The sequence below is a fragment of the Streptomyces sp. BF23-19 genome (genome assembly GCF_041106355.1).
Lineage (GTDB): Bacteria > Actinomycetota > Actinomycetes > Streptomycetales > Streptomycetaceae > Streptomyces > Streptomyces virginiae_A.
This window is the reverse complement of record NZ_JBGBPT010000044.1, coordinates 51,376-71,960: the sequence shown is the minus strand read 5'-3', so window position 1 is coordinate 71,960 and position 20,585 is coordinate 51,376. Positions and strand designations below refer to the sequence as shown.

Below are 20,585 nucleotides of genomic sequence, written 5' to 3'. Positions count from 1 at the left end.
GCCGATGCCACGGGGCTGGCCATCGCCCCCGGCCTCAGCTGTGGCGGGCTCGGAGAACCCGCGGGGCCGGCGCCAGCCCGCCGAGCTGCGCGGCGGCCAGCGCCCCCGGCGGCAGCCCCTGGGCCCGCAACTCGGCGGCCCGCGCCGGCCCCGCGGGTTCTCCGAGCCCGCCACAGCTGAGGCCGGGGGCGATGGCCAGCCCCGTGGCATCGGCGGCGTACTCCTTCAACCGGCGCGTCAGCGCCAGGAGTTCCACCGGATCCGGGCGCGGCCCGCCCGGATCCACCCCGGCCCGGGCCAGCACCTCCTCGGTGGCGAGCACGGCGAACCCGGCCCCGCGGCCCGCGGCGAGCCGGTCCTGCCGGTACCGGGCCGGGTCGACCAGGCGCAGCAGCCCCAGTGCCCGCTCGGCCGGCAGGTCCGCGGGCAGCAGGTCCAGCACCCGCAGGCCCTCCCCTTCGGCGTACGCGCAGGCGGCGAGGAAGGTGGCCGCGTCCGGCTCGATTCCGCGGGCGGTGAGCAGCCGCCACCCGGCGGCGCGCGGCACCCCGGCCGCCGCGGGCGGGGTCGGCGGCAGCACCGGGATCGACCGCAGTCGGCGCCGGGCGCGTACGGTGCCCGCGCCGAGGGCGGCCAGTAGGAGGACGGAGGTCCAAGGGACCCGGGCGAGCGGGGGAGGCGTCATAGCAGTTTCTCCAACCGGTCGGCCGCGGCGGCGGCCCCGCCCGCCGCGGCGAATGAGGCCTGGATCCGGCGGGCGGCCCGGCGGGGGCCGGGGTCGTCCAGCACGGCGGTGAGCGCGTCACGCAGTTCCTCGGCCCGGGTCCGGCCGAACCGCACCCGGACACCGGCCCCGGCCAGGGCCACCTGCCGGGCCACGATCGGCTGGTCGTCCCGGATCGGGGCGACGACCAGCGGCAGCCCGTGCGCGAGGGCCTCGCAGACGGTGTTGTGGCCCGCGTGACAGACCACCGCGTCCAGGTGCGGCAGCAGCTCCAGTTGCGGGACGCTCTCCTGGAGCAGGACGTGGTCCGGTACGGCCCCGATCAGGGCGGCGGGCGCCGCCAGGACGAACTGGACCTGCTCGGCGAGCCGCTCGGCGGCGCCCAGCACCGCGCCGTAGAACCGGGCCCCGGCCGCCTGGTTGAGGGTGCCGAGGGACACCAGTACCCGTCGCCGCGCCGGGTCCAGCCGCTGCCAGGGGAATCCGGGCGCCGCCGGACGGGCCCCGAAGGCCGGTCCCACGAAGGCGTAGTGGGGCGGGAAGTCCGCTCCCGAGCCGACGAGTTCGGGAGTGGAGAAGACCAGCACCAGCCGCTCGGAGAAGCGTGGGTCCCAGCCCGCCCCGCTCCCCGGATCCCGCACCCGGTCCCGCCCCGCGCCGAACTCCGCGAGCAGGCCCGCGATCTGCCCGGCCACCCACTCCCCGACCTTCGGGAAGTCCGCGAAGGGTCGGGTCAGCTCGGCCGAGGTACTCGCCGACGTCACCCACGGGACACCGAGCCGCCGGGCCACCAGCGGCCCGGCCAGGGCCTGTTGGTCGGCGACGAGCACGTCCGGCCCGAAGGCCCGGACGGCCCGGGCCACCCCGGGCACCATCGCCCGGGCCAGCGGCACCAGGGCCTCCTCCCACAGGAACCGCAGCGCGCCGACCCCGCGCAGATCGCGCCAGCTCTCGTGCAGCGCCGCGTACCCGCCGGCGCCCAGCTCCTCCCCGGCGGGCAGGATCCGGGCCTGCGCGGGCAGCAGCCGGGCCAGCGCCGAGGGCGGTCCCGTCCAGGCGATCTCATGCCCCCGGGCGGCCAGTTCGGCCCCGACGGCCACGGTCGGATTGACGTGCCCCGCCAGTGGCGGCACGGTGAACAGCACCCTCACGGGACCAGCGCTCCCACCCGCGGCCACGCCGCCGCCGTCGCCGAGCCGGCCGTCGTACCGGCCGTCGCGTCGGCCGTCGCGTCGAGATGGGCGAGCACGGTCTCCCGTAGGACCCCGCTGCTCTCCTTCAGGACGTCGTGCCCCAGATCCGGCAGGATCCGCAGCACACCGTGCGGGGCGTGGTGCGCCAGCTCCCGCCCGCCGGCCAGCAGTTCGGAGTGCTCGCCGCAGACGACCAGGACCGGGCAGCGCAGCCGGGCGAAGTCCGCCGCGGTGAAGACGCGGCTCGCCGCGATGTCGTCGATGAGCGTGGTGCGGTTGAGGAGGGCGTCGGCGATGGCCGTCAGGTTGGCGGCCTTGCGCAGCCGCAGGGTGAGCAGCTCGGTCGGGACCGTGCTGTCCTCCAGGCTCAGCGCGGCGGCCGACAGGGTGTCCACCATGTTCTCCACCCAGGCACCGCCGAGCGGCGGTTCGAGGAGGGTGAGCCCGGTGACCAGGTCGGGCCGGGCCAAGGCGGCGTGCAGGGCGAGGGTCCCGCCGTAGCTGTTGCCGACCAGGTGGACCGGTCGCCGCCCGAGGTCCAGCGCGCCGAGCAGGGCGAAGAGGTCCCGTACGGCGCTGCGGCTGTCGTAGCCGGACCCCGGACGCTCGGTGTGGCCGTGGCCGCGCAGGTCGTAGAGGACCACCTCGTGACCGGACCGGGCCACCGGCACGGCCAAGGGGCAGTAGAAGGAGGACAGGTTGTCGACGACCAGCCCGTGCAGGAACACCACGACGGGCCGGTCGGGGGCGGCGGCACCGGCGGTGGCCGGGAGCCGCTGGACGTGGAAGCGCAGGGCGCCCGCGTGGACGAAGGCCATGGCCGGCTCAGCCGGCCGACGCGGGGGAGGACCCCGCCGCGGCCCGGGCCAGGGAGGTGTGGGTGATCCGGCCGATGTGGGTGACGAGCTCGCCGACGGACATGGCCAGGATGGCGTCCATGTCCTTCTCGGCGAGGAAGCCCATCAGGTCCACATCGGCGCCGTAGCGATGGTGGAGCAGCTCGGCGAGGGCGACGAACTCGATGCTCTCCAGGGCGAGATCCTCGTTGAAGGTCGTCTTCATCGTGACCTCCTCCGCGAGCAGGTATTCGTCGCCGACGATCTCCACGAGCATGCCGGTGATCTCGGCGAGGATGTCAGTTGCCATGACGGGCCTCCGTGAGGGGAAGGGGGACGGGTACGGGGGAGGGCGCCGCGAGGTGGTCGGTCCAGGCGACGACGTGGTCGGGCACGGTGTCGGTGAGCGATGCGGTGAGCGATGCGGTGGGTGGTGAGGCGAGCGGCGTGATGAGTGGTGCGGTGAGCGCTGTGGTGCGGATCGGGTACGGGTCCCCCTCGGGGGAGGTCACGATCAGCGCGCCGGAATCCGGGTCGCCCGCCACCCGCCAGTCCCGCGGCCGGCCGCCCAGCCCGCCCCCGGCCGCCTTGGCCGCAGCCTCCTTGGCGCACCACAGGGCGGTGAGCGCGGCGGCAAGGCCGGTGCACCCACGGGCGGCCAGCCCCTCGGCCAGCCGGAGTTCGGCCGGCCCGAGGGCGATCCGGATCAGCGCGTCCGGGTCCGCCGTCACCTGCTCCACATCGATGCCGACCGGCCGGGCCGGGTCGGCGAGGGCGACCGCGATCCGGTCCTTGTGGGCGATCGACAGCCGGAAGCCTGCGGTCAGCGGGGACGCGGCCAGCGGCCGGCCCGCCGGATCGTTGCCGATCGGTACCTCCGCGGGGAACACCGGTCCGGCCCCGCCGTCCCACAGCAGCTGACGCAGTGCGTCCTTGGCCGCGATCCGGCCCAGCAGCCAGGGCGCCCGGGCGCGCGGCGACAGCCCCTCGTAGGCCGCCCGTTCGGCGGCGCCGAGGTAGCGGCGCATCACCAGTTCCTGCGAGGCGGGATCGCTCCAGCGGCGCCGGGCCAGGCACCAGCCCTCGGGCCGGGGCTCGCCGATCCCGCACACCTCCGGGGTGAACTTCATCGGCCAGACCCGCTCGTCGGCGCCGAACCGGCGGTACGTCCATCCCTCGATCCGGGCCCACACCCCGCCGCCCGCCCCGCGCAGCTCGATGTCACCGCGCACGGTGACGTCCTGGACGGAGCGGATCCGGGCCGTGGCCGTCACCAACTCCCGCGCGGCGGGCGGAGGTCCGTAGAACCGGATGCGGTCCACGGTGGCCGGGAACACCAGCCGGTCGACCGGCAGCCGCAGCTGCATCCAGTGCCCGAAGAGCTGCCCGGCGGCGTCGAGCCGCGCGCCCGGGTCGGGCAGCGCGCGCAGGACCCCGTGGATGCCGTCCGAGCCGACGGACCGCACCTCGTGGACCCCGGCGAAGCGGGGGCCGTGGAACATCCACCGGTCCCGGTACAGGGCCGCGGCGCTGACCGGGGCGGGTCCGGGCTCGCGCAGGGGCGTGTCGTCGGGCGCGGGCGGCTCCCCGTAGCGCTCGCCGAGCAGCACGACCACCGAGGCGTAGTCGCCGAGGGTGACCCGCATCCGGCCGGGACCGTCACCGCGGACGGCGACCTGGACGTCGACGGCCGGCTCGACCGCGAGCCACCGCAGGGCCCGCACCTCCTCGTAGCCGAGGACGGCGACACCGGGTGGGGCGTGCCGCCGGGCGGCTTCGGCGGCCAGCTCCAGCATGGTGGTCATGGGTACGACGGGGAACCGGTCGGAGTCCTCCGGCCAGCCGTCGGGCTGGAGGTACACGCAGTGGTCCCGTACGTAGGGGAGCGCGGCGAGGGACAGCCGCAGGGTGTGCCCGCCCGGAGCCGTGACCGGCGTCGGGACAGCGGCCGCCGCCGGTTCCGGTACTCCCGTCGACCAGGCCTCGGTGACGGCCCGGGCGGCCGAGCCGGCGTCGGCCAGCACCGCGTCCAGGGCGGACAGCAGCACCGGCCGTTCGCCCGCGGGTGCGGCCGTCGAGGTCGGGGCCGGGGGCGGTGTCGCGGCGGTCGGTGCCGGTGCCAGGAGGCCGACGAGCGCGGCCCGGGCCGGCTCGCCGAGACGGACCAGCGGAGACCCGAGGTCCAGCGGTATCGCGCGCCCGGCGGAGCGCACCGGGGCCGGTACGGGTGCCGGTACGGGAGCCGGTACGAGCGGCGATACGGGAACCGGTATGTGCGCCGGTACGGGGGCCACTTCGGCCAGCCGGTCCCACCGGGGCGCGTACCCCTCGGCCCAGAGCGCGGCGCAGGTACGGCGCAGCGCCGCCAGGCCCGGCAGGCGCGGGGAGGAGGCCGAGACCGAGAGGTGCGGCCGCTCCCGCAGGGTGTCCTCGACGAAGCCCGGCAGGCTGCCCGGGCCCAGCGTGACGAAGCCGCGCACGCCCTCGTCCTCGTACAGCCGCTGTGTCAGCTCGCGGAAGCGGACCGGCTCCAGCAGATGCCGTACGACCAGGTCCCGGACGTCCCGCGGTGCGGACGGGAACGGCGCGCACGTGGTCGCCGACCACACCGGGAGCTCCGCGGGCCGCAGCGGAAGCCGGCCGAAGGCGGCCCGGACCTGCCCGAGATACGGCTCCCACATCGGGGTGTGGAAACCCGAACGGAACGGCAGTTCCTGGCCGAGCACCCCGTCACCGCGCAACCGCGCGACGGCGGTACCCACGTGCTCCGGCTCCCCGCAGATCACCGACTGATGCGGGCAGTTGTCGTGGCTGACCACCACCCGGTCCAGGTCGTGGAGCGCGGCCCGCGCCCGCGCCGCGCCGCAGCCCAGCGCCGCGTACACGAGATCGGGGACCCGGAGATCACCCGGCTGCAGCGAGTCGAGGAAGGTGTCGGCCGCCTCCTGCGGGTACATGCCGGCGGCCACCATCGCCGCCCACTCACCCAGGCTGTGGCCCGCCAGCACATCGGCCTCGATGCCCAGTTCGGGCAGGACGCGGGCGAAGAACCGGCCGGTCCCGATCGCGTCGAGGGCCCGCTCCACGAGGGACCCGCCCCGGGTCAGTCGGGGCGCCGCGAGCCCGAGCCGCTGCGCGACATCGTCCACCACGGGGGCGAACTCCGGCTCCAGGCCCGGGAACAGGAACGCCACCCGGCCGCCCAGCGGCTCCGGGGCGAACCACACGTCCCCGCGCCCCCGCCACGGCCGGCCGCGCGCCACCACCTTGGCGGCCAACGCGAGCCGCTGGGGCGTGGGCCCGACCACCGCGACCCGGCAGGGCCCGTCGCCGCCGGACACCGGGGCGGCGGACGCCAGCCGGGCCGAGAGCTGCGCGGGGGTGTCCGCACCGATCAGGAGTACGTCGCCCCCCGCGGCCGGACCGACCGGCGCGGCCCCGGCTCCCAGCGGCAGGAAACGACGTACGGGGGCCGCCCGGCCGGGGCCGCGGGCCGGGGCGGGGGTCGGAACCAGGGCCGGAGCGGGGACCGGGGCGGGGGCCGGGCGCGAGGTCGTCGGTGCCTCCTCCAGCACCACATGGGCGTTGATCCCGCCGAAGCCGAACGCGTTGACCCCGGCCCGGCGCGGCTGCGGACCGCGTTCCCACGGCTCGGCCGCGTTCACCGGCCGCATCCGGGTCCGGGCCAGGTCCGGGTGCGGCTCCTCGAGGTGCAGCGTCGGCGGCAGCACCCCCTCGTACACGGCCAAGGCCGCCTTGATCAGCCCGGCCATGCCCGAGGCCTGCATGGTGTGCCCGAGCATCGACTTCACCGAGCCGAAGCCGATTCCGGGTCCGTTCCCCGGCTCTGGCGGGCCGAACACCTGCGCCAAGGTGTCCAGTTCGGCGGCGTCCCCGACCGGGGTACCCGTGCCGTGGGCCTCCAGCAGCCCCAGCGCGCCCGGCGCCCGCGGATCCAGGCCGGCTTCCCGCCAGGCCCGCTCCAGAGCCTGCACCTGGCCCGCCACCAGCGGGCTCATCAGGCTCGCCGCCCGGCCGTCGCCGGCCACACCCGTCCCGCGGATCACCGCGTACACGCGGTCGCCGTCGCGCTCGGCGTCCGCCAGCCGCTTCAGCAGCACCACCCCGGTGCCCTCGGACAGCAGCGTCCCGTCGGCCCGGCGGTCGAAGGGCCGGATCCGTTCGCTCGGGCTGAGCGCCCGCAGCTGCGTGAACACGCTCCACAGCGTCGCGATATGGCAGTGGTGGACCGCCCCGGCCACCACCGCGTCGCAGCGGCCGGCGGCCAGCAGCCCCACCGCTTGGTCCACGGCCAGCAGGGAGGAGGCGCAGGCCGCGTCCAGGGTGTAGGCGGGCCCACGGAAGTCCAGCCGGTTCGCGGTCCGGGCGGCGGTGAAGCTCGGCACCAGCCCGATCGACGCGTCCGGCCGTTCCGGCCCGAGCGCCGCCTGGAACGCGGAGCGCACCTGCGCGATCCGCCGCTGACCCAGCTCCGGCGCCAGCTCCCGCAAGGTCTGCGCCAACTGATGTGCCGTGCGCACCCGTTGGTCGAGCCGCGCGGTGGCCACCCCCATGAACCCGCCGCGCCCCAGCACCACCGCGATCCGCGACCGGTCGGCGGGCAGCCGGGCCTCCCCGCCCGCGTCGGCGATCGCCTCGGCCGTCGCGTGCAGGGCCAGCATCTGGTCCGGTTCGGCCCCCTCCACGGCGGCCGGCATGATCCCGAACCGGGTCGGGTCGAAGGCGGCGAGACCGTCGACGAAGCCGCCGCGCCGGCAGTAGAACCGGTCGCCCGCCCCCGGTCCTGCGGCGGCCCGCGGGTCGTAGTACACCTCGGGGTCCCAACGGTCCGGCGGGACCTCGCCGACGCAGTCCGTACCGGCGAGCAGATTGCGCCGGTACGCGGCCAGGTCGGCGGCCCCCGGGAACACCGCGCCCATCCCGACGATCGCCGCATCGGTCGGGCGGGGGCCGCTCCGCTCCACCTCACGCATCGTCCCGGCCCTCCTGCGCCATCAGGACCACCTGTACGTCGCTCCCGTACGCCAGTTCGTCGAGGAACGCCGCGGTTCCCGCGTCCGGATCGATGAGCGGGATCCCGCGCCGGACGTACGCACGTTCCAGCTCGGGGGTGACCATTCCGCCCGCCTCCGCCGCCCAGGGGCCCCAGTCGACGGACAGCACCCGGCCCGGGAAGGACTCCGCCCAGGTGTGCGCGAGGCCGTCGAGGGCGTCGTTGGCCGCGGCGTAGTCGCACTGGCCGCGGTTCCCGTACACCCCGGCGACGCTGCCGAACAGGGCGAGGAACCGGGGCGGCGGCCCGTCCCCGTGCGCGGCCGCCGCGGCGGCCAGGTGGCGGGCCCCGGTCACCTTCGTGGTGAACACCGCGGCGAAATCGGCCGGTCGCTTGTCGCGCAGCAGCCCGTCCCGCAGTACGCCGGCGCCGTGCACGATGCCGTCCAGGCGGCCGTGGCGTGCCCGTACGTCGGCCACGACGGCCCGGACGGCCCGCTCGTCGGTGACGTCCGCGCAGTGGTAGCGGACGGAGGCCGCCGTGGTGCGCAGGGCGGCGAGGGTGGTCCTGACCTCGCGCTCGGCGAGGATTCGTGAGGCCGCCGCCTCGATCTCCGCGGGCGTACGCAGGCCTGCGGCGATCAGCGCGGCGCGCAGCGCGACCCGGTCCTGGGCCTGGCCGAACTCGTCCGTCTCGGCGGGCGGTTCGGGGGTGCGGCCGAGGAGTTCCACATGGCATCCGGTGGTGCGGGCCAGTGCGAGGGCGGTGCGGGCGGTGATGCCGCGGGCGCCGCCGGTGAGGAGGACCACCGAGCCGGGGTCCAGGGGCGGGGGACCGTCGGGGGCGCCGGGGGCGCCGGGGGCCTCTGGGGCGTGGGTGGCCGGCAGGGGTGCCGGGACGGGGAGGCGGGCCACTCGGGTGCTCTCGGCGGTGTAGCCGACCGAGGTGGGGGCGCCGGTGTCGCTCGTGCCCCCGGTTCCGTTTCCGCTGTCGTCGTTGCTTCCGTCACCGCCGCTCAGTTCCGCCACCAACTGGGCCGCGATGCGTTCCGGGTCCTCCTTGGGGTGGATGTCCACGGCCCGGACCAGCGTGCCGGGGAATTCGAGGGCCGCGCTGCGCGCGAAGCCGTGCAGGCCGGCGCCGGCGGTGCCGGGCGCGGTGACGAGCAGCAGCCGTGGTGTTCCGGTCGTCAGTGCCTCCCGTAGGCCCGGGAAGGCGTCGGGCAGCACGGGGTCGGCGGTGGGCCGCAGTGCCGAGAGGTCGACGAGGCCGTCGAAGCCCGGCTCGGCCTCGGGCAGGATCGTCGGCTCGGCGCCCAGGTCCTCCAGGGCGGTCGCGAGGGTGCGCGCGATTCCCTGACCGTCCTCGACCAGGGCGATGCGCAGGCCGCGCAGGGCTTCGGGGGCGGTCTCGGCCAGGGGAACGGGGAGCAGGTCGACCCGGAGCCGGCTCAACCGGGGTGGCGTCGGTCGCCGATCGGGTGTGGGTGTGGGTGCGGGTGCGGGCCCTGGCGTGGCGGGTGCGCGGGAGGTGATCCAGTCGACGATGCCGCGCAGGGTCTTGATCCGGGACAGCTCCTCGACCGCCGACTCGGTGGAGCCGCCGCCCGGGTCCTGAGGGAGTCCGATGCGCTCGGCGAGGGCGCCGATGATCTCGACCCGCTTGATGGAGTCGATGGAGAGGTCCGCCTCCAGGTCGAGCTCGGGGTCGAGCATGTCCCGGGGGTATCCGGTGCGGGTGTGGACGATCTCCAGGACGAGGTCCATGACCTCCTCGGCGGTGCGGGGACCCGGCTGCGCGGGGGCGGGATCGGTGGGGTGGGCGGTTCCGGCGGGCCCGGGCGCGCGCCGGGGCGTCTCCTCGGGCGCCGAACGTGGCGCGGGGTCGGAAGGCGCGGCGGAGTCGCGTTCGGCGCCCTGCGGGGATCGCCCCGGCACACTCCCGGCCCCACCGGCCCCGCCCTGCGGATCCGCCGGCACGGAGCCCAGGTAGCAGAGGAGTACGTTCCGTTGGGCCTCGATCAAGTCGCGCGTGCCTCGGAGGTACTCCAGTACTGCCTCCTCCCGGCGATCCGCCGTCGGAGCGGACCGGGCCCCGGAGCCCGGTACCGTCACCCGGCGGGCCGGGCGGAGGCCGCCCGGGACCGGTGCGCCGTCCGCGGTGCGGACCAGGTGGCCGTCCACCAGCCAGCCCGGCCGGCGCGGGGCGTGCTCCGGGAGGCGGGAGGTACGGCCGCGGAACAGGGCCTGCGGGGCCACCGGAACCCCTGCCGCCATCAGTTCGGCCAGCGCGGTGACCAGCCGGACCAGGCCGTGCTCCCCCGGTACGTCCAGCGGGACCACCGTGTGCGGCCGCCCGTGCAGGATCCGGCCGACCAGACCGGAGAGGACCCGGCCGGGCCCCGTCTCCACGAACGTCCGGACACCGGCCGCGTACATGGCCTCCACCTGCTCCACGAACCGGACCGGCTCCGCGACCTGGCGCGCGGCAAGGCTTCGTACCTCTTCGGCCGTCGTCGGGTAGGGGCTCGCCGTCGTGTTCGACCAGACCGGGATGTGCGGTTTCGACAGCGGCGTCGTGGCCAGTTCCGTCATGAGGGTCTTCGCCGCCCCGGCCACCACGGTGCTGTGGAAGGCGCAGGCCACGGGAAGGGGTTCGGCCGTGAGGCCGGCCTCACGGAGGGCTGTCACGGCCGTGGCGACGGCCGATGTCGGGCCCGAGATCACGCACTGTCGGGGCGCGTTGTGGTTCGCCACCACGCATCCGGCGCGGGCCGCGATCTCCCGTACCTCCTGCGGCGTGGCCGACACCGCCGCCATCGATCCCGGATCGGCGCCGGCGGCCGCCAGGATCGCCGCGGCGCGGCGCGCGCTCAGCCGCAGCAGGCCCTCCGTGTCGTAGGCCCCGGCCGCCCAGAGCGCGGTGAGCTCCCCGTACGAGTGGCCGGCCACGCAGTCCGGCCGTACGCCGAGTTCGCCGAGCAGCAGGTGCGCCGCCGCCCCCGCGAGGCCGAGGGCCGGCTGTGCCACGCGGGTGTCGGTGACCGCCGCCCGCTGTGCCGCCCGGCCCTCGGCGGTGAACGCGGTCGGCGGGAACATCGTCGACACCACCGGCGGCGGGGCCTCGTCCAGGAGTCGCCTCAGGGTGGGGAAGGACATGAAGAAGTCGGCGAGCATGCGCGGGCGTTGGCTGCCCTGGCCGGGGAACAGGAACGCCACCTCGCCCGGGTCCGCGGCCTCCTCCCGTACGTGGACCCCCGCGCCCGGGGTGAAGGCGCGGGCCTGCTCCAGGCGCACCGCCAGTTGGTCCAGGTCGGCGGCCACGACCGTGACGTGGACCGGGCCCGTGCCGGCGGCGGTCTCCGCCGCCAGGTCGCGCAGCGCCCACGGGCGGCCGGCCGCGTCGTTCTCCTCCAGCCGCGCGGCCAGCCGGGCCATCGCCCGGCCCGCCGCCCGCCGGTCCTCGCCGCGGAAGCAGAACAGTTCCGCCGGCCACTCCTCCAGGCTGTGCCGGGGCTCCGCCGAACCGCCGTGACCGGCGAGCACGGCGTGGTAGTTGGTGCCGCCGAAGCCGAAGGCACTCACCCCGGCGATCCGCCGCTCCACGGGCACCGGCCAGGGCCGGGCCTCGCTGTCGAAGGAGAACGGGCTGCTCTCCGCCCGCCAGGCCGGGTTGGGCGTGTCGATGTGCAAGGTCGGGGGCCGCACGCCCGTGTGGACCGCTCGGGCCGCCTTGATCAGCCCGGCCAGCCCGGCCGCGCACTTGGTGTGCCCGAGCTGAGACTTCACGGAGCCCAGCGCGCAGGACCCGGGCTCGGCACCGGACGCGGTGAACAGTTCGCTCAGGACCGAGAGTTCGGTGCTGTCCCCGACGACGGTGCCGGTGCCGTGCGCCTCGACCAGGCCCACCTGGGCGGGGGTGATGCCGGCCCGGGCGTACGCGCGCTCCAGGGCCCGCCGCTGTCCTTCCGGCCGGGGCGCGGTCAGACCGAGGGAACGGCCGTCGCTGGCGGCGCCGACCGCCTTGATCACGGCGTACACGCGGTCGCCGTCGCGCTCCGCGTCCGCGAGCCGCTTCAGGACGAGGGCGCCCACGCCCTCGCCGAGCGCGATCCCGTCGGCGGCCGCGTCGAAGGGCCGGCAGCGGCCGCCGGGCGACAGGGCGCGGACGGAGGCGAACATCAGGTAGTCGTTGATGCCGTTGTGCACATCGGCGCCCCCGCACAGCACCATGTCGCTGTCGTGGTCGCGCAGTTGGCGGCAGGCCAGGTCCAGAGCGGCGAGCGAGGACGCGCACGCGGCGTCGACCGTGCAGTTCGCGCCGCCCAGGTCCAGCCGGTTGGCCACCCGCCCGGCGATGACGTTGGCGAGGATCCCGGGGAAGGAGTCCTCGGTGAGGCGCGGCAGCTGCTCGTCCAGTTCGGCCGGGAGCTCCCCCAGGTAGGCGGGGTGCAGGGCGCGCAGCCCGTAGGCGCCGGCGAGCTCCGTACCGGCCTCCGCGCCGAAGACCACCGAGGTCCGGGAGCGGTCGAAGGCACGGTCCTTGCCGTAGCCGGCGTCCCCGAGGGCCCGCGCCGAGATCTCCAGGGCCAGCAGCTGCACCGGCTCGATCCCGGCGAGCGAGGCGGGCGGGATGCCGTGCGCGAGGGCGTCGAACGGCACCGGGCCGAGGAAGCCGCCCCAGCGGGAGGGGGTGCGCTCACCGGCCCGGGCCGGGTCGGCGTCGTAGTAGAGCGCCGGGTCCCAGCGTTCGGCCGGTACCTCGGTGACGGCGTCGGTACCGGCGAGGACCATCGCCCAGTAGGCGGCGAGGTCGGGGGCGCCCGGATAGGCGCACGCCATCCCGACGATGGCGATGTCGAGCGGGTCGGCCGCCGGCTCCTGTGCCGTCGGCCGGGCGTCGGAGAGCTCCCGGGCCCGCCGCTCCAGCAGCGCGGTGGCTCCCTCGGTGACCTGCGCGTGCAGTGCCGCGATCGTGGTGGTGGCCGTGCGCAGGGTGGCCGCCTGGCCGAGCATGAACAGCCCGTCTCCGTGCTGCTGTTCCTCGGTGACCGGTTCCAGCCCGCTCCCGTCGGCGCTTCTGCGCAGGCCCTTGCTGGCGATCCGTAGCCGCCCCAGGTTCAGCCGTTCCAGCTCCTCCCACACCGTGCGCTGCTCGATGCCGCTCTCCGTGAGCCGCCGCCGGGTCGCCTCGAAGGTCTCGGCGTACGGGGTGGCCGCGCACCGGGTGGCGTGTCCCGGCGCGGTGTGCAGCAGCACGGTGTCCGCGCACTCCACCGCCGCGCGCTGGAAGCCCGGCAGGACCGCGCCCGCCGTGACCGCCTCCTCGGTGAACAGGTAGGCCGTGCCCATCAGCACCCCGACGCGCGCGCCCCGCTCGGCCAGCGGGGCCGCGGCCGCCACCGCCATCGCGGCGGACCGTTCGTCGTGGATCCCGCCCGCGAACAGCAGGTCCAGAGCGGCCGGTTCGGGGCAGGCCAGGAGCCGTTCGATCTGCTCCTCCCACAGCGGGAAGGAGGCACGCGGCCCGACGTGTCCGCCGCACTCCAGCCCCTCGAAGACGAAGTGCCGCGCCCCCTCCGCGAGATACCGCTCCAGCAGGCCGGGCGAGGGGACGTGCAGGTGGGTCCGGATCCCGGCGGCCTCCAACGGGGCCGCCTGCGCCGGGGTGCCGCCGGCGATGATCGCGTACGGCGGGCGGGCCTCGGTCACGGCTGCCAGTTGCTCCTGCCGCAGCTCGGGCGGGGCGAAGCCGAGCAGGCCCACGCCCCAGGGAAGGTCCCCGAGCCGCTCGGCCGTCTCCGCCAGCAGCCGGCGTACGTCCGGGCCCTCCATCACCGCGAGCGCCAGGTACGGGACCCCGCCCGCGGTGGCCACCGCCGCGGCGAAGGCCGCCTGGTCGCTCACCCGCGTCATCGGGCCCTGCGCGACGGGCAGCGGGCGCGCCAGGGGGCGGGCCCGTACGGCGGCCTCCAGGTGCCCGGCGACGGCCGCCCGTACGGCCTGCAGGACACCGCCGGTGGTCCGGTACCGCGCGGCCAGGCGGGCCGCCGAGGCGCCGTCCTGCCCGACGGGAAGCAGCTGGGTCCGCAGGCCGCGGGCGCCGAGCAGGGTGGGTACGGGCCCGTCCGGCGGGGGCAGGTCGGGTCGGGTGAACACCCGGTGTCCGTCGATCAGCCGGGTCTCGGAGCCGTCCATCGCCCTCAGTGCGGCGGCCACTTCCTCGGGGAGGTCGGTCTCCCCCTCCGTGGTCAGGGCCAGTTGGACGTCGAGCAGCACCCCGGCGGCCCCGCCCGCGACGGCCGCGGCCGCCGTGTGCGGGCCGATCCCGCCGCAGGCCCGCACGGGTACCCGGACCGCGGGGTCGTCGAGGAGCTGCTGGAGCAGGACGAAGGTGGTGGCCGCCCCGACCCGACCGCCTCCCTCGTGGCCCTTGGCGACGAGCGACTGCGCCCCGGCGGCGACGGCCGTCCGGGCCTCGGCCGCGCCGGTGACCTCGGCCCACACCCGGGGCCGCCCGGCCGCCGCGGCCCAGGCGGCCACCTGCCCGGGAGTGTGCGAGGCGGGGGCGGCGAGCAGCACGGTGTCCACCGCGGCGGGCAGCTCTTCGGGGCCGAGTGGGCAGCCGGTCGGCACCCGCACCCCGTACCGGGCGCCGCCCGCGAGCCGGCGGCCCAGCTCCGCGAAACCGCGCCGCGCGGCGTCGGCGTCCCGGCCGAGGTCGAGCAGGCCGAGGGCCCCGGCGCGTTCGGCGGCGGTCACGACGGCCGGGTGGGGTTCCTCGAAGGGGCTGACGGCGACGACCAGGTCACGGGTGGCGGCGGGCTGCGGGTGGGGGGTCACGGGCGCTCCTCTTCCAATGCTGTGTGACATGGCGCAGTGCAGGACGGAAGAACGGACGAGCAGGCGCACTGCCGAACGGGCGGGCGGCCGAGCGGTGCGAGCAGCTGAACGGGGCGAGCAGCCGAACAGGGCGAGCGGACGAGCCGACGAGCCGTGCAGCGGCAGTGCGGGGCAGGGCGGAAGACGGGGGAGTGCGGTGGCGGTCACACGCACCGGCCGGGGAACCCGCCGCGGGTACGACGGGCTTGAACCGTGGTCAATCACCCGCAATGCCGCGTTGCATCGTGCGGTGGTCGCCCTGCACTGTCAACAGCCATGCGGAATACGATGCTTCGCACTCGCGACGTACACGTGCCACCCGAAAACCCGCCCGGGCGGGGCTCCCACACCCCCCGGCCGAGCCGGTGGCCTGCGGCGTTCTCCGCCCGGCCGGGTCGCCCCCGCCGCGCGGGCCGGCGTACCGGGTGCACACGGGCATGCCGCGCCGGCATGCGTAGCCACCGACCGGGCATGACCGTCACGCCGGAAGCGGACAGTTGTTCACCCGACGAGCCCTTACAGGTACAGCCTCACGCGGTTACCGTCCGGTCATGACCCCCACCCTCGCGCAGCTCCGCTACCTCGTCGCCGTCGCCGACTGCCGGTCCATCACCGGCGCCGCCGCCTCGGTCTTCGTCGCCCAGTCCGCGCTGTCCCGGGCCGTACAGGCCATGGAGCGCGATCTCGGCGTCGAGCTCCTCGCCCGCCGGGGAAGGGGGGTGGACCTCACGCCGGAGGGGGCCCGGGTCGTCCGGCTGGCCCGGACCGTACTCAACGCGGTGGAGGCCATCGACGACATCGGGACCCCGCACGGCGGGGACGCCCGGACGGTCCTGACCCTGGTCACCACCCCCACCCTCGCCCTCGACCTGGCCACCGACCTGATCGCGGCCTTCACCGCACGGCACCCGACCGTCGACGTCCGGCTCCAGCAGCACGGCAGCAGGGAGGCCCTGGTCGAGGAGGTGACCCAGGGGCGTTCGGAACTGGCCCTGGTCGACCTGCCCGTCGACAAGGAGCTCTCCACCCACTTCATCCAGGAACGCGAGGTGGTGCTGATATCGCCACCGGGCTCCCGGCTGCCGCACCCGATGCCCCTGCGCATGCTCGACGGGCTGCCGATGGTGCTGCCCACGCCGGGGACCGGCCGGCGCACCGAGATGGAGGCCATGTTCAGCTGCCTGGGAGTGCGGCCCCTCCCCACCTTGGAGGTCGACGAACGCCTCGCCTGGGTGACCGGGGTGACGGACGGCCGGGGCTCGCTCATCTGGTACCGGGACGTGGTGCTGAGGGCCTTCGGGAGCCGCGCCGAGATCCGGTCCTTCACCCCGCCGCTGCTGCGCCCGGTGGGCATCGCACACGCCCGGCGGCCGCTCGGCCGGGCGGCCCGCGCGTTCATCGCGCAAGCGGGCCACAAGGCGCCGGTCCGGGAACCGGTGCGCTGACCGGACATGCCCCCACGGCATTGAACGATGCTCGAACGGGGCGCGATCGGGTCTGGCAGGCCGACCGATGTCCCCTCACATTGTGCGCATGCCCCGACTCCTGACACCCCCACGGGCCGCCGCCCTCGCGACCGCGGGCCTCGCCACGCTCCTGTCCGCGTTCGCCTGGATGGCCACCGCGACCGCCTCCACCCCGTCCACCCGCTCCACCCCCTCCACCACGTCCGCCGTCTCCGCCGTCGCGGCCCTCGCGCCGGAGAAGAAGTGCACCCTCCCCGGCGGCCTCGCCGAACTCAGCGGCCTCGCCATGAGCCGCAAACATCCCGGGGTCTTCTACGCCGTCAACGACAGCGGCAACACGAACCAGGTCTTCGCCGTCGACTGCACCACCGCCACCGGCCGGCTGCTGGCCACCTTCACCGTCTCCGGTGTCGGCAACACCGACTGGGAAGGCCTCGCGCTCGGCACGGACGCGAGCGGCGGCCCGGCCCTCCTCGTCGGCGACATCGGGGACAACTTCAGCGGGCGCGCGGAGATCACCGTGCACCGGTTCGCCGAGCCCGATCAGCTCACGAACGCCACGGTCACGCCCGTGACGTACCGCTTCGCCTACGCCGACGGCAAGCACGACGCCGAGTCCCTGCTCGCCGATCCCGTGACCGGCCGCCTCTACGTCGCCAGCAAGCTCATCGGAGCCGCCGGGAAGCTGTACCAGGCCCCACTGCCGCCGGTGACCGGGCAGGTCAACACCCTCACCGAGGTCCGGCCCGGCCCCGTGTTCGCCACCGACGGCGCCTTCTCGCCCACGGGGGCCTCGTACACCCTGCGCAGCGGCGGCCCGCTGGGCGCCAACACGGCCTCCGTGTACGACACGGCCGGGGTCAAGCTCGCGGACGTCGCCCTCCCGGCCCAGTCGCAGGGGGAGACGGTGACCTACGCCGACTGCGCGAACCTGCTCGTGGGTTCGGAGAACGACACCCAGATCTGGCGGGTCCCGCTGCCGCCGGAAGCCACCCCGGGCTGCGGCACCACCCCGACCCCGACACCCACCCCGACCCCGACACCCACGCCCACCCCGACACCCACACCGACCCCCACGCCCGGCGGGCTGAAGTTCACCGACCCCGGCCCGCAGACGTGCAAGTTCAACCAGTCCTGCACCGTCCAGCTCGCCACCACCGGGGCGAAGCCCCCCGTCCGGTACGCCGTCACCGGCCTGCCCTGGGGACTGACCCTCGACAGCGCCTCCGGGCGGATCACCGGCAAGCCCTGGGGCAGCGGCGCCTTCCAGGTCACCGCCACCGCGAGCGATGCCACCGGAGCCACCGCGGGCGCCACCTTCACCCTCACGCTCAACTGGTTCTGAGACGGGGCGGGCACGGGCTTGTCCAACCCGCCCCCGAGGCCGCACTGTTGACCGAGTTTCGTCCATCAGGTCAGGAGAACCGGCTTGTCGTCCCACACCTCACCCGTCCCGCAGGGCCCGGCCCCGCACGTGATCGACCCCGCGGGCGGCTGCCCGCACGCCCTCAATGCCCGGCTGCGCGCCGAGCACGGCGCGGTGGCGGAGGTCGTGCTCCCCGGCGGGGTCCCCGGAGCGGTCGTCCTGGGACACGACGCGCTGAAGGAGTTCCTCGCCCACCCCGAAGTCGCCAAGGGTGCCCGGCACTTCCCGGCCCTCCACGACGGAACCATCCCCGCCGACTGGCCGCTGCGCGTCTTCGCCAACGCCCAGGGCATGCACACCGCGGACGACGCCGACCACCGCCGCCTGCGCGGGCTCGTCGGCAAGGCCTTCACGATCCGACAGGTGGAACGGCTGCGGCCGCGCGTCGAGGAGCTCACCGCCGAACTCCTCGACGACCTCGGGCGGGCCGCGGCCGAGTCCCCGGACGGGACCGCCGACCTGTACGAGCACTTCGCCCTCCCGCTCCCGATGAACGTCATCTGCGAACTGCTCGGCGTGGACCCCGAGCACCGGGGCCGGCTGCACCACCTCACCAACAGGGTGATCATCGCGACCGACATCACCCCGGCCGAGAAGATGGTCGCCCTGCAGGAACTCATGGCCCTGACCGGCACGATCGCGGCCGCCCGTGCCGCGAACCCCGGCGAGGACCTCACCAGCGCGCTGATCGCCGCCCGCGAGGACGACGGGGACCGGCTCACCGAGGTCGAACTCATCGGCACCATGCGGCTGATGCTCGTCGCGGGTCACGAGACCACCCTCAACCTCATCGTCAACGCGGTCCGCGCGCTGTGCGCCCACCGCGACCAGCTGGCCCTGGTCCTGGACGCCAAGGCCACCTGGTCGGACGTGGTCGACGAGACCCTGCGCTGGGACACCCCGGTGAGCTGGTTCCCCTTCCGCTACCCCACCCGCGACCTGACCGTCGACGGGACAGTGATCCCGCAGGGCACCCCGGTGCTCGCCGGGTACAGCGCGGCGGGCCGCGACGAGTCCTTCCACGGCCCGGACGCCGACCGCTTCGACATCACCCGCCCCACCGCCGCCCGAAGCCTCGCCTTCGGCCACGGCGCCCACTACTGCACGGGGGCCCCGCTCGCCCGACTGGAGGCCACGATCGCCCTGGAACGGCTCTTCACCCGCTTCCCCGACCTCGACCTCGCCGTCCCGGACGCCGAACTCCCGTACCAGAACAGCTTCATCAGCAACAACGTCCAGTCACTGCCGGTCCGCCTCTAGGCGGCGCCACCGCTCAGCCCAGGGCCCGGACGTTCACGTCCACCGCGTGCCACCCGGTCGCCCCGTCCGGGACGGTGCCGGTGCGGACGCCCGTCTGGACGGTGCCCGTGCCGTCCGTAGCGCGGACCTCCAGGGTGTGCCGCCCGGGGGTGGCCTGCCAGGGCCAGACCCACTGGCGCCAGGTGTCCACGCCGTCCGCCGTCCCGAGCCGCGCCTCCTGCCAGGCGCCGCCGTCCACCCGTACCTGGACCCGCTCGATCCCGCGGTGCTGGGCCCACGCCACCCCGGCGACCGCCACCGGGCCCGGGGACAGGTCGGCGTACGGGCGGGGGGTGTCGATGCGCGCCTGCGTCTTGATCCGGGCCTGCTGCGCCCAGGACCGGCGCACCCAGTAGGCGTCGTAGGCGGCGAAGGTGGTCAGTCGCAGCTCGGCGAGCCATTTGCAGGCGGAGACGTACCCGTAGAGGCCCGGTACGACCATCCGGACGGGGAAGCCGTGGGCGAAGGGCAGCGGGCGGCCGTTCATGCCGACGGCCAGCAGCGCCGCCCGGCCGTCCATGACCGCCTCGACCGGCGTCCCGATGGTCATGCCGTCCACGGAACGCGCCACCAGCTGGTCGGCGGTCCCGCCCTGGGACGGCGGCCGCACCCCCGCCTCGCGGAGCAGGTCCCCGAGGCGTACGCCGAGCCAGCGGGCGTTGCCCGCGTACGGGCCGCCGACCTCGTTGGACACGCACGTGAGGGTGATGTCGTGCTCGACCACCGGCCGGGCCAGGAGCTGACGCAGATCCAGCTCCAGCGGCCGCGTCACCCCCTCCCCGTGGACGCGCAGCCGCCAGGTGTCCGCGTCCACGCGCGGGACGACCAGCGCGGTGTCCACCCGGTAGAAGTCCTGGTTCGGGGTGAGGAAGGGGCCGAGTCCGGGCACCCGTAGATCCGCGCCGGCGGGCACCGGCGGCGCGGGCACGGTGGGCCGGGGGAGACGGAAGCGGGCCCGGGAGGCGGTGGCGTCGGCCGAGCCGTGGGCGCCGAGGCGCCGTGCTCCGAGTCCGACCCCGGCCGATGCCGCCAGGACGGCGACCACCAGGCGGCCGAAGCGGCGACGGTCCATCGAGCCGGCCCCGTCGGCCCCGCCCCGCGCGGCCCAGGCCGGGCGGATCCGTCCGGCGGCCGTGACCAGCAGGTACAGCACTCCGGCCGAGACCAGCGCGCCCACCAGCGAGGGCAGCGCGTCCCGCCAGGAGGCCTCCGGCCGGCTGAGTGCCGCCAGCGCCCCCACCAGACCGAAACCGCCCGTGACGGCGAGCGCGGCCGGGAGGTGACGGACGGCGAGAAGCCCGGTGCCGACGGCGAGCGCGGCCAGGACGGCGAGGATGCCGAGGCCCAGCACCAGCTTGTCGGAGGTGCCGAACAGCCGGATGGCCCATTCCCGGACGGCCACCGGTGTCAGGTCGACCACGGCCCCGCCGACGGCCGTGACCGGTGAGGCCTCGGGCCGGCCGGCGGCCGCGGCCAGTTGCGCGGACGCCAGTCCGGCCACGGCCGCGACGATCCCGCTGACGGCGCCCGTCGTGCGCCGCGGCCGCGCGTCACGGCTCGGGTGTGCCTCCACACGGCCAGTGTCCCGCGACCGGGCGGATCCGTGTCGCCGCCGTGCCGTCGCGGCCCGCGCGCTTCCGGGCGCGAGTGCGGTGCGTCACGGCGTGACGACCCCGTACGGGCCGGCGCCGATCTCACCGCGCAGTCCGGCGGTGCCGAACTGCAGGGTGCCCGAGAAACGGTCCG

The 20,585-nt window shown here is 75.8% G+C and carries 10 protein-coding genes; 3 read left to right on the top strand and 7 right to left on the bottom strand.

What is annotated here, in order from left to right; translation table 11 throughout:
• Positions 1-34 precede the first annotated feature (34 nt).
• Genes AB8A24_RS24250 through AB8A24_RS24225 form a run of 6 tightly spaced genes read right to left on the bottom strand, consistent with a single transcriptional unit; the run spans position 35 to position 14,609 of the window.
• Positions 35-685, bottom strand: coding sequence for a hypothetical protein (locus tag AB8A24_RS24250; RefSeq protein ID WP_369477653.1), 651 nt, complete (start codon positions 683-685; stop codon positions 35-37).
• Positions 682-1,869 carry a nucleotide disphospho-sugar-binding domain-containing protein gene (locus AB8A24_RS24245; RefSeq protein ID WP_328965799.1) on the bottom strand — a complete coding sequence of 396 codons (1,188 nt, stop codon included), beginning with the start codon at positions 1,867-1,869 and terminating at the stop codon, positions 682-684. Before AB8A24_RS24245 ends, AB8A24_RS24250 begins: the two co-directional genes overlap by 4 nt.
• A 2-nt stretch (positions 1,870-1,871) precedes the next feature.
• Positions 1,872-2,735, bottom strand: coding sequence for an alpha/beta fold hydrolase (locus tag AB8A24_RS24240; RefSeq protein WP_369477652.1), 864 nt, complete (start codon positions 2,733-2,735; stop codon positions 1,872-1,874).
• 7 nt (positions 2,736-2,742) lie between these two features.
• Positions 2,743-3,063, bottom strand: coding sequence for a hypothetical protein (locus AB8A24_RS24235; protein WP_030716857.1), 321 nt, complete (start codon positions 3,061-3,063; stop codon positions 2,743-2,745).
• A complete protein-coding gene (locus AB8A24_RS24230; RefSeq protein WP_369477651.1) occupies positions 3,053-7,747 on the bottom strand; it encodes a beta-ketoacyl synthase N-terminal-like domain-containing protein in 4,695 nt (1,564 codons plus the stop codon). The genes AB8A24_RS24235 and AB8A24_RS24230 overlap by 11 nt, the downstream gene beginning before the upstream one ends.
• Entirely contained in the window at positions 7,740-14,609 is a 6,870-nt protein-coding gene (locus AB8A24_RS24225; RefSeq protein WP_369477650.1) for an SDR family NAD(P)-dependent oxidoreductase, read from the bottom strand. Before AB8A24_RS24225 ends, AB8A24_RS24230 begins: the two co-directional genes overlap by 8 nt.
• 590 nt (positions 14,610-15,199) lie before the next feature.
• On the opposite strand from AB8A24_RS24225, the gene AB8A24_RS24220 reads away from it, so the two are divergent.
• The 3 genes from AB8A24_RS24220 (at position 15,200) to AB8A24_RS24210 (ending at position 18,800) form a co-directional block, all read left to right on the top strand.
• Positions 15,200-16,093, top strand: coding sequence for a LysR substrate-binding domain-containing protein (locus tag AB8A24_RS24220; RefSeq protein ID WP_369477649.1), 894 nt, complete (start codon positions 15,200-15,202; stop codon positions 16,091-16,093).
• A gap of 88 nt (positions 16,094-16,181) precedes the next feature.
• On the top strand, positions 16,182-17,459 hold the full coding sequence (locus AB8A24_RS24215; RefSeq protein ID WP_328960728.1) for an Ig domain-containing protein: 1,278 nt from the start codon (positions 16,182-16,184) through the stop codon (positions 17,457-17,459).
• A gap of 84 nt (positions 17,460-17,543) precedes the next feature.
• Complete coding sequence (locus AB8A24_RS24210) at positions 17,544-18,800, top strand: cytochrome P450 (protein WP_369477648.1); 1,257 nt, start codon at positions 17,544-17,546, stop codon at positions 18,798-18,800.
• A gap of 13 nt (positions 18,801-18,813) precedes the next feature.
• Here the strand turns inward: AB8A24_RS24210 and AB8A24_RS24205 are convergent, their stop codons facing one another.
• Entirely contained in the window at positions 18,814-20,412 is a 1,599-nt protein-coding gene (locus tag AB8A24_RS24205) for a molybdopterin-dependent oxidoreductase (RefSeq protein ID WP_369477647.1), read from the bottom strand.
• Positions 20,413-20,585 lie beyond the last annotated feature (173 nt).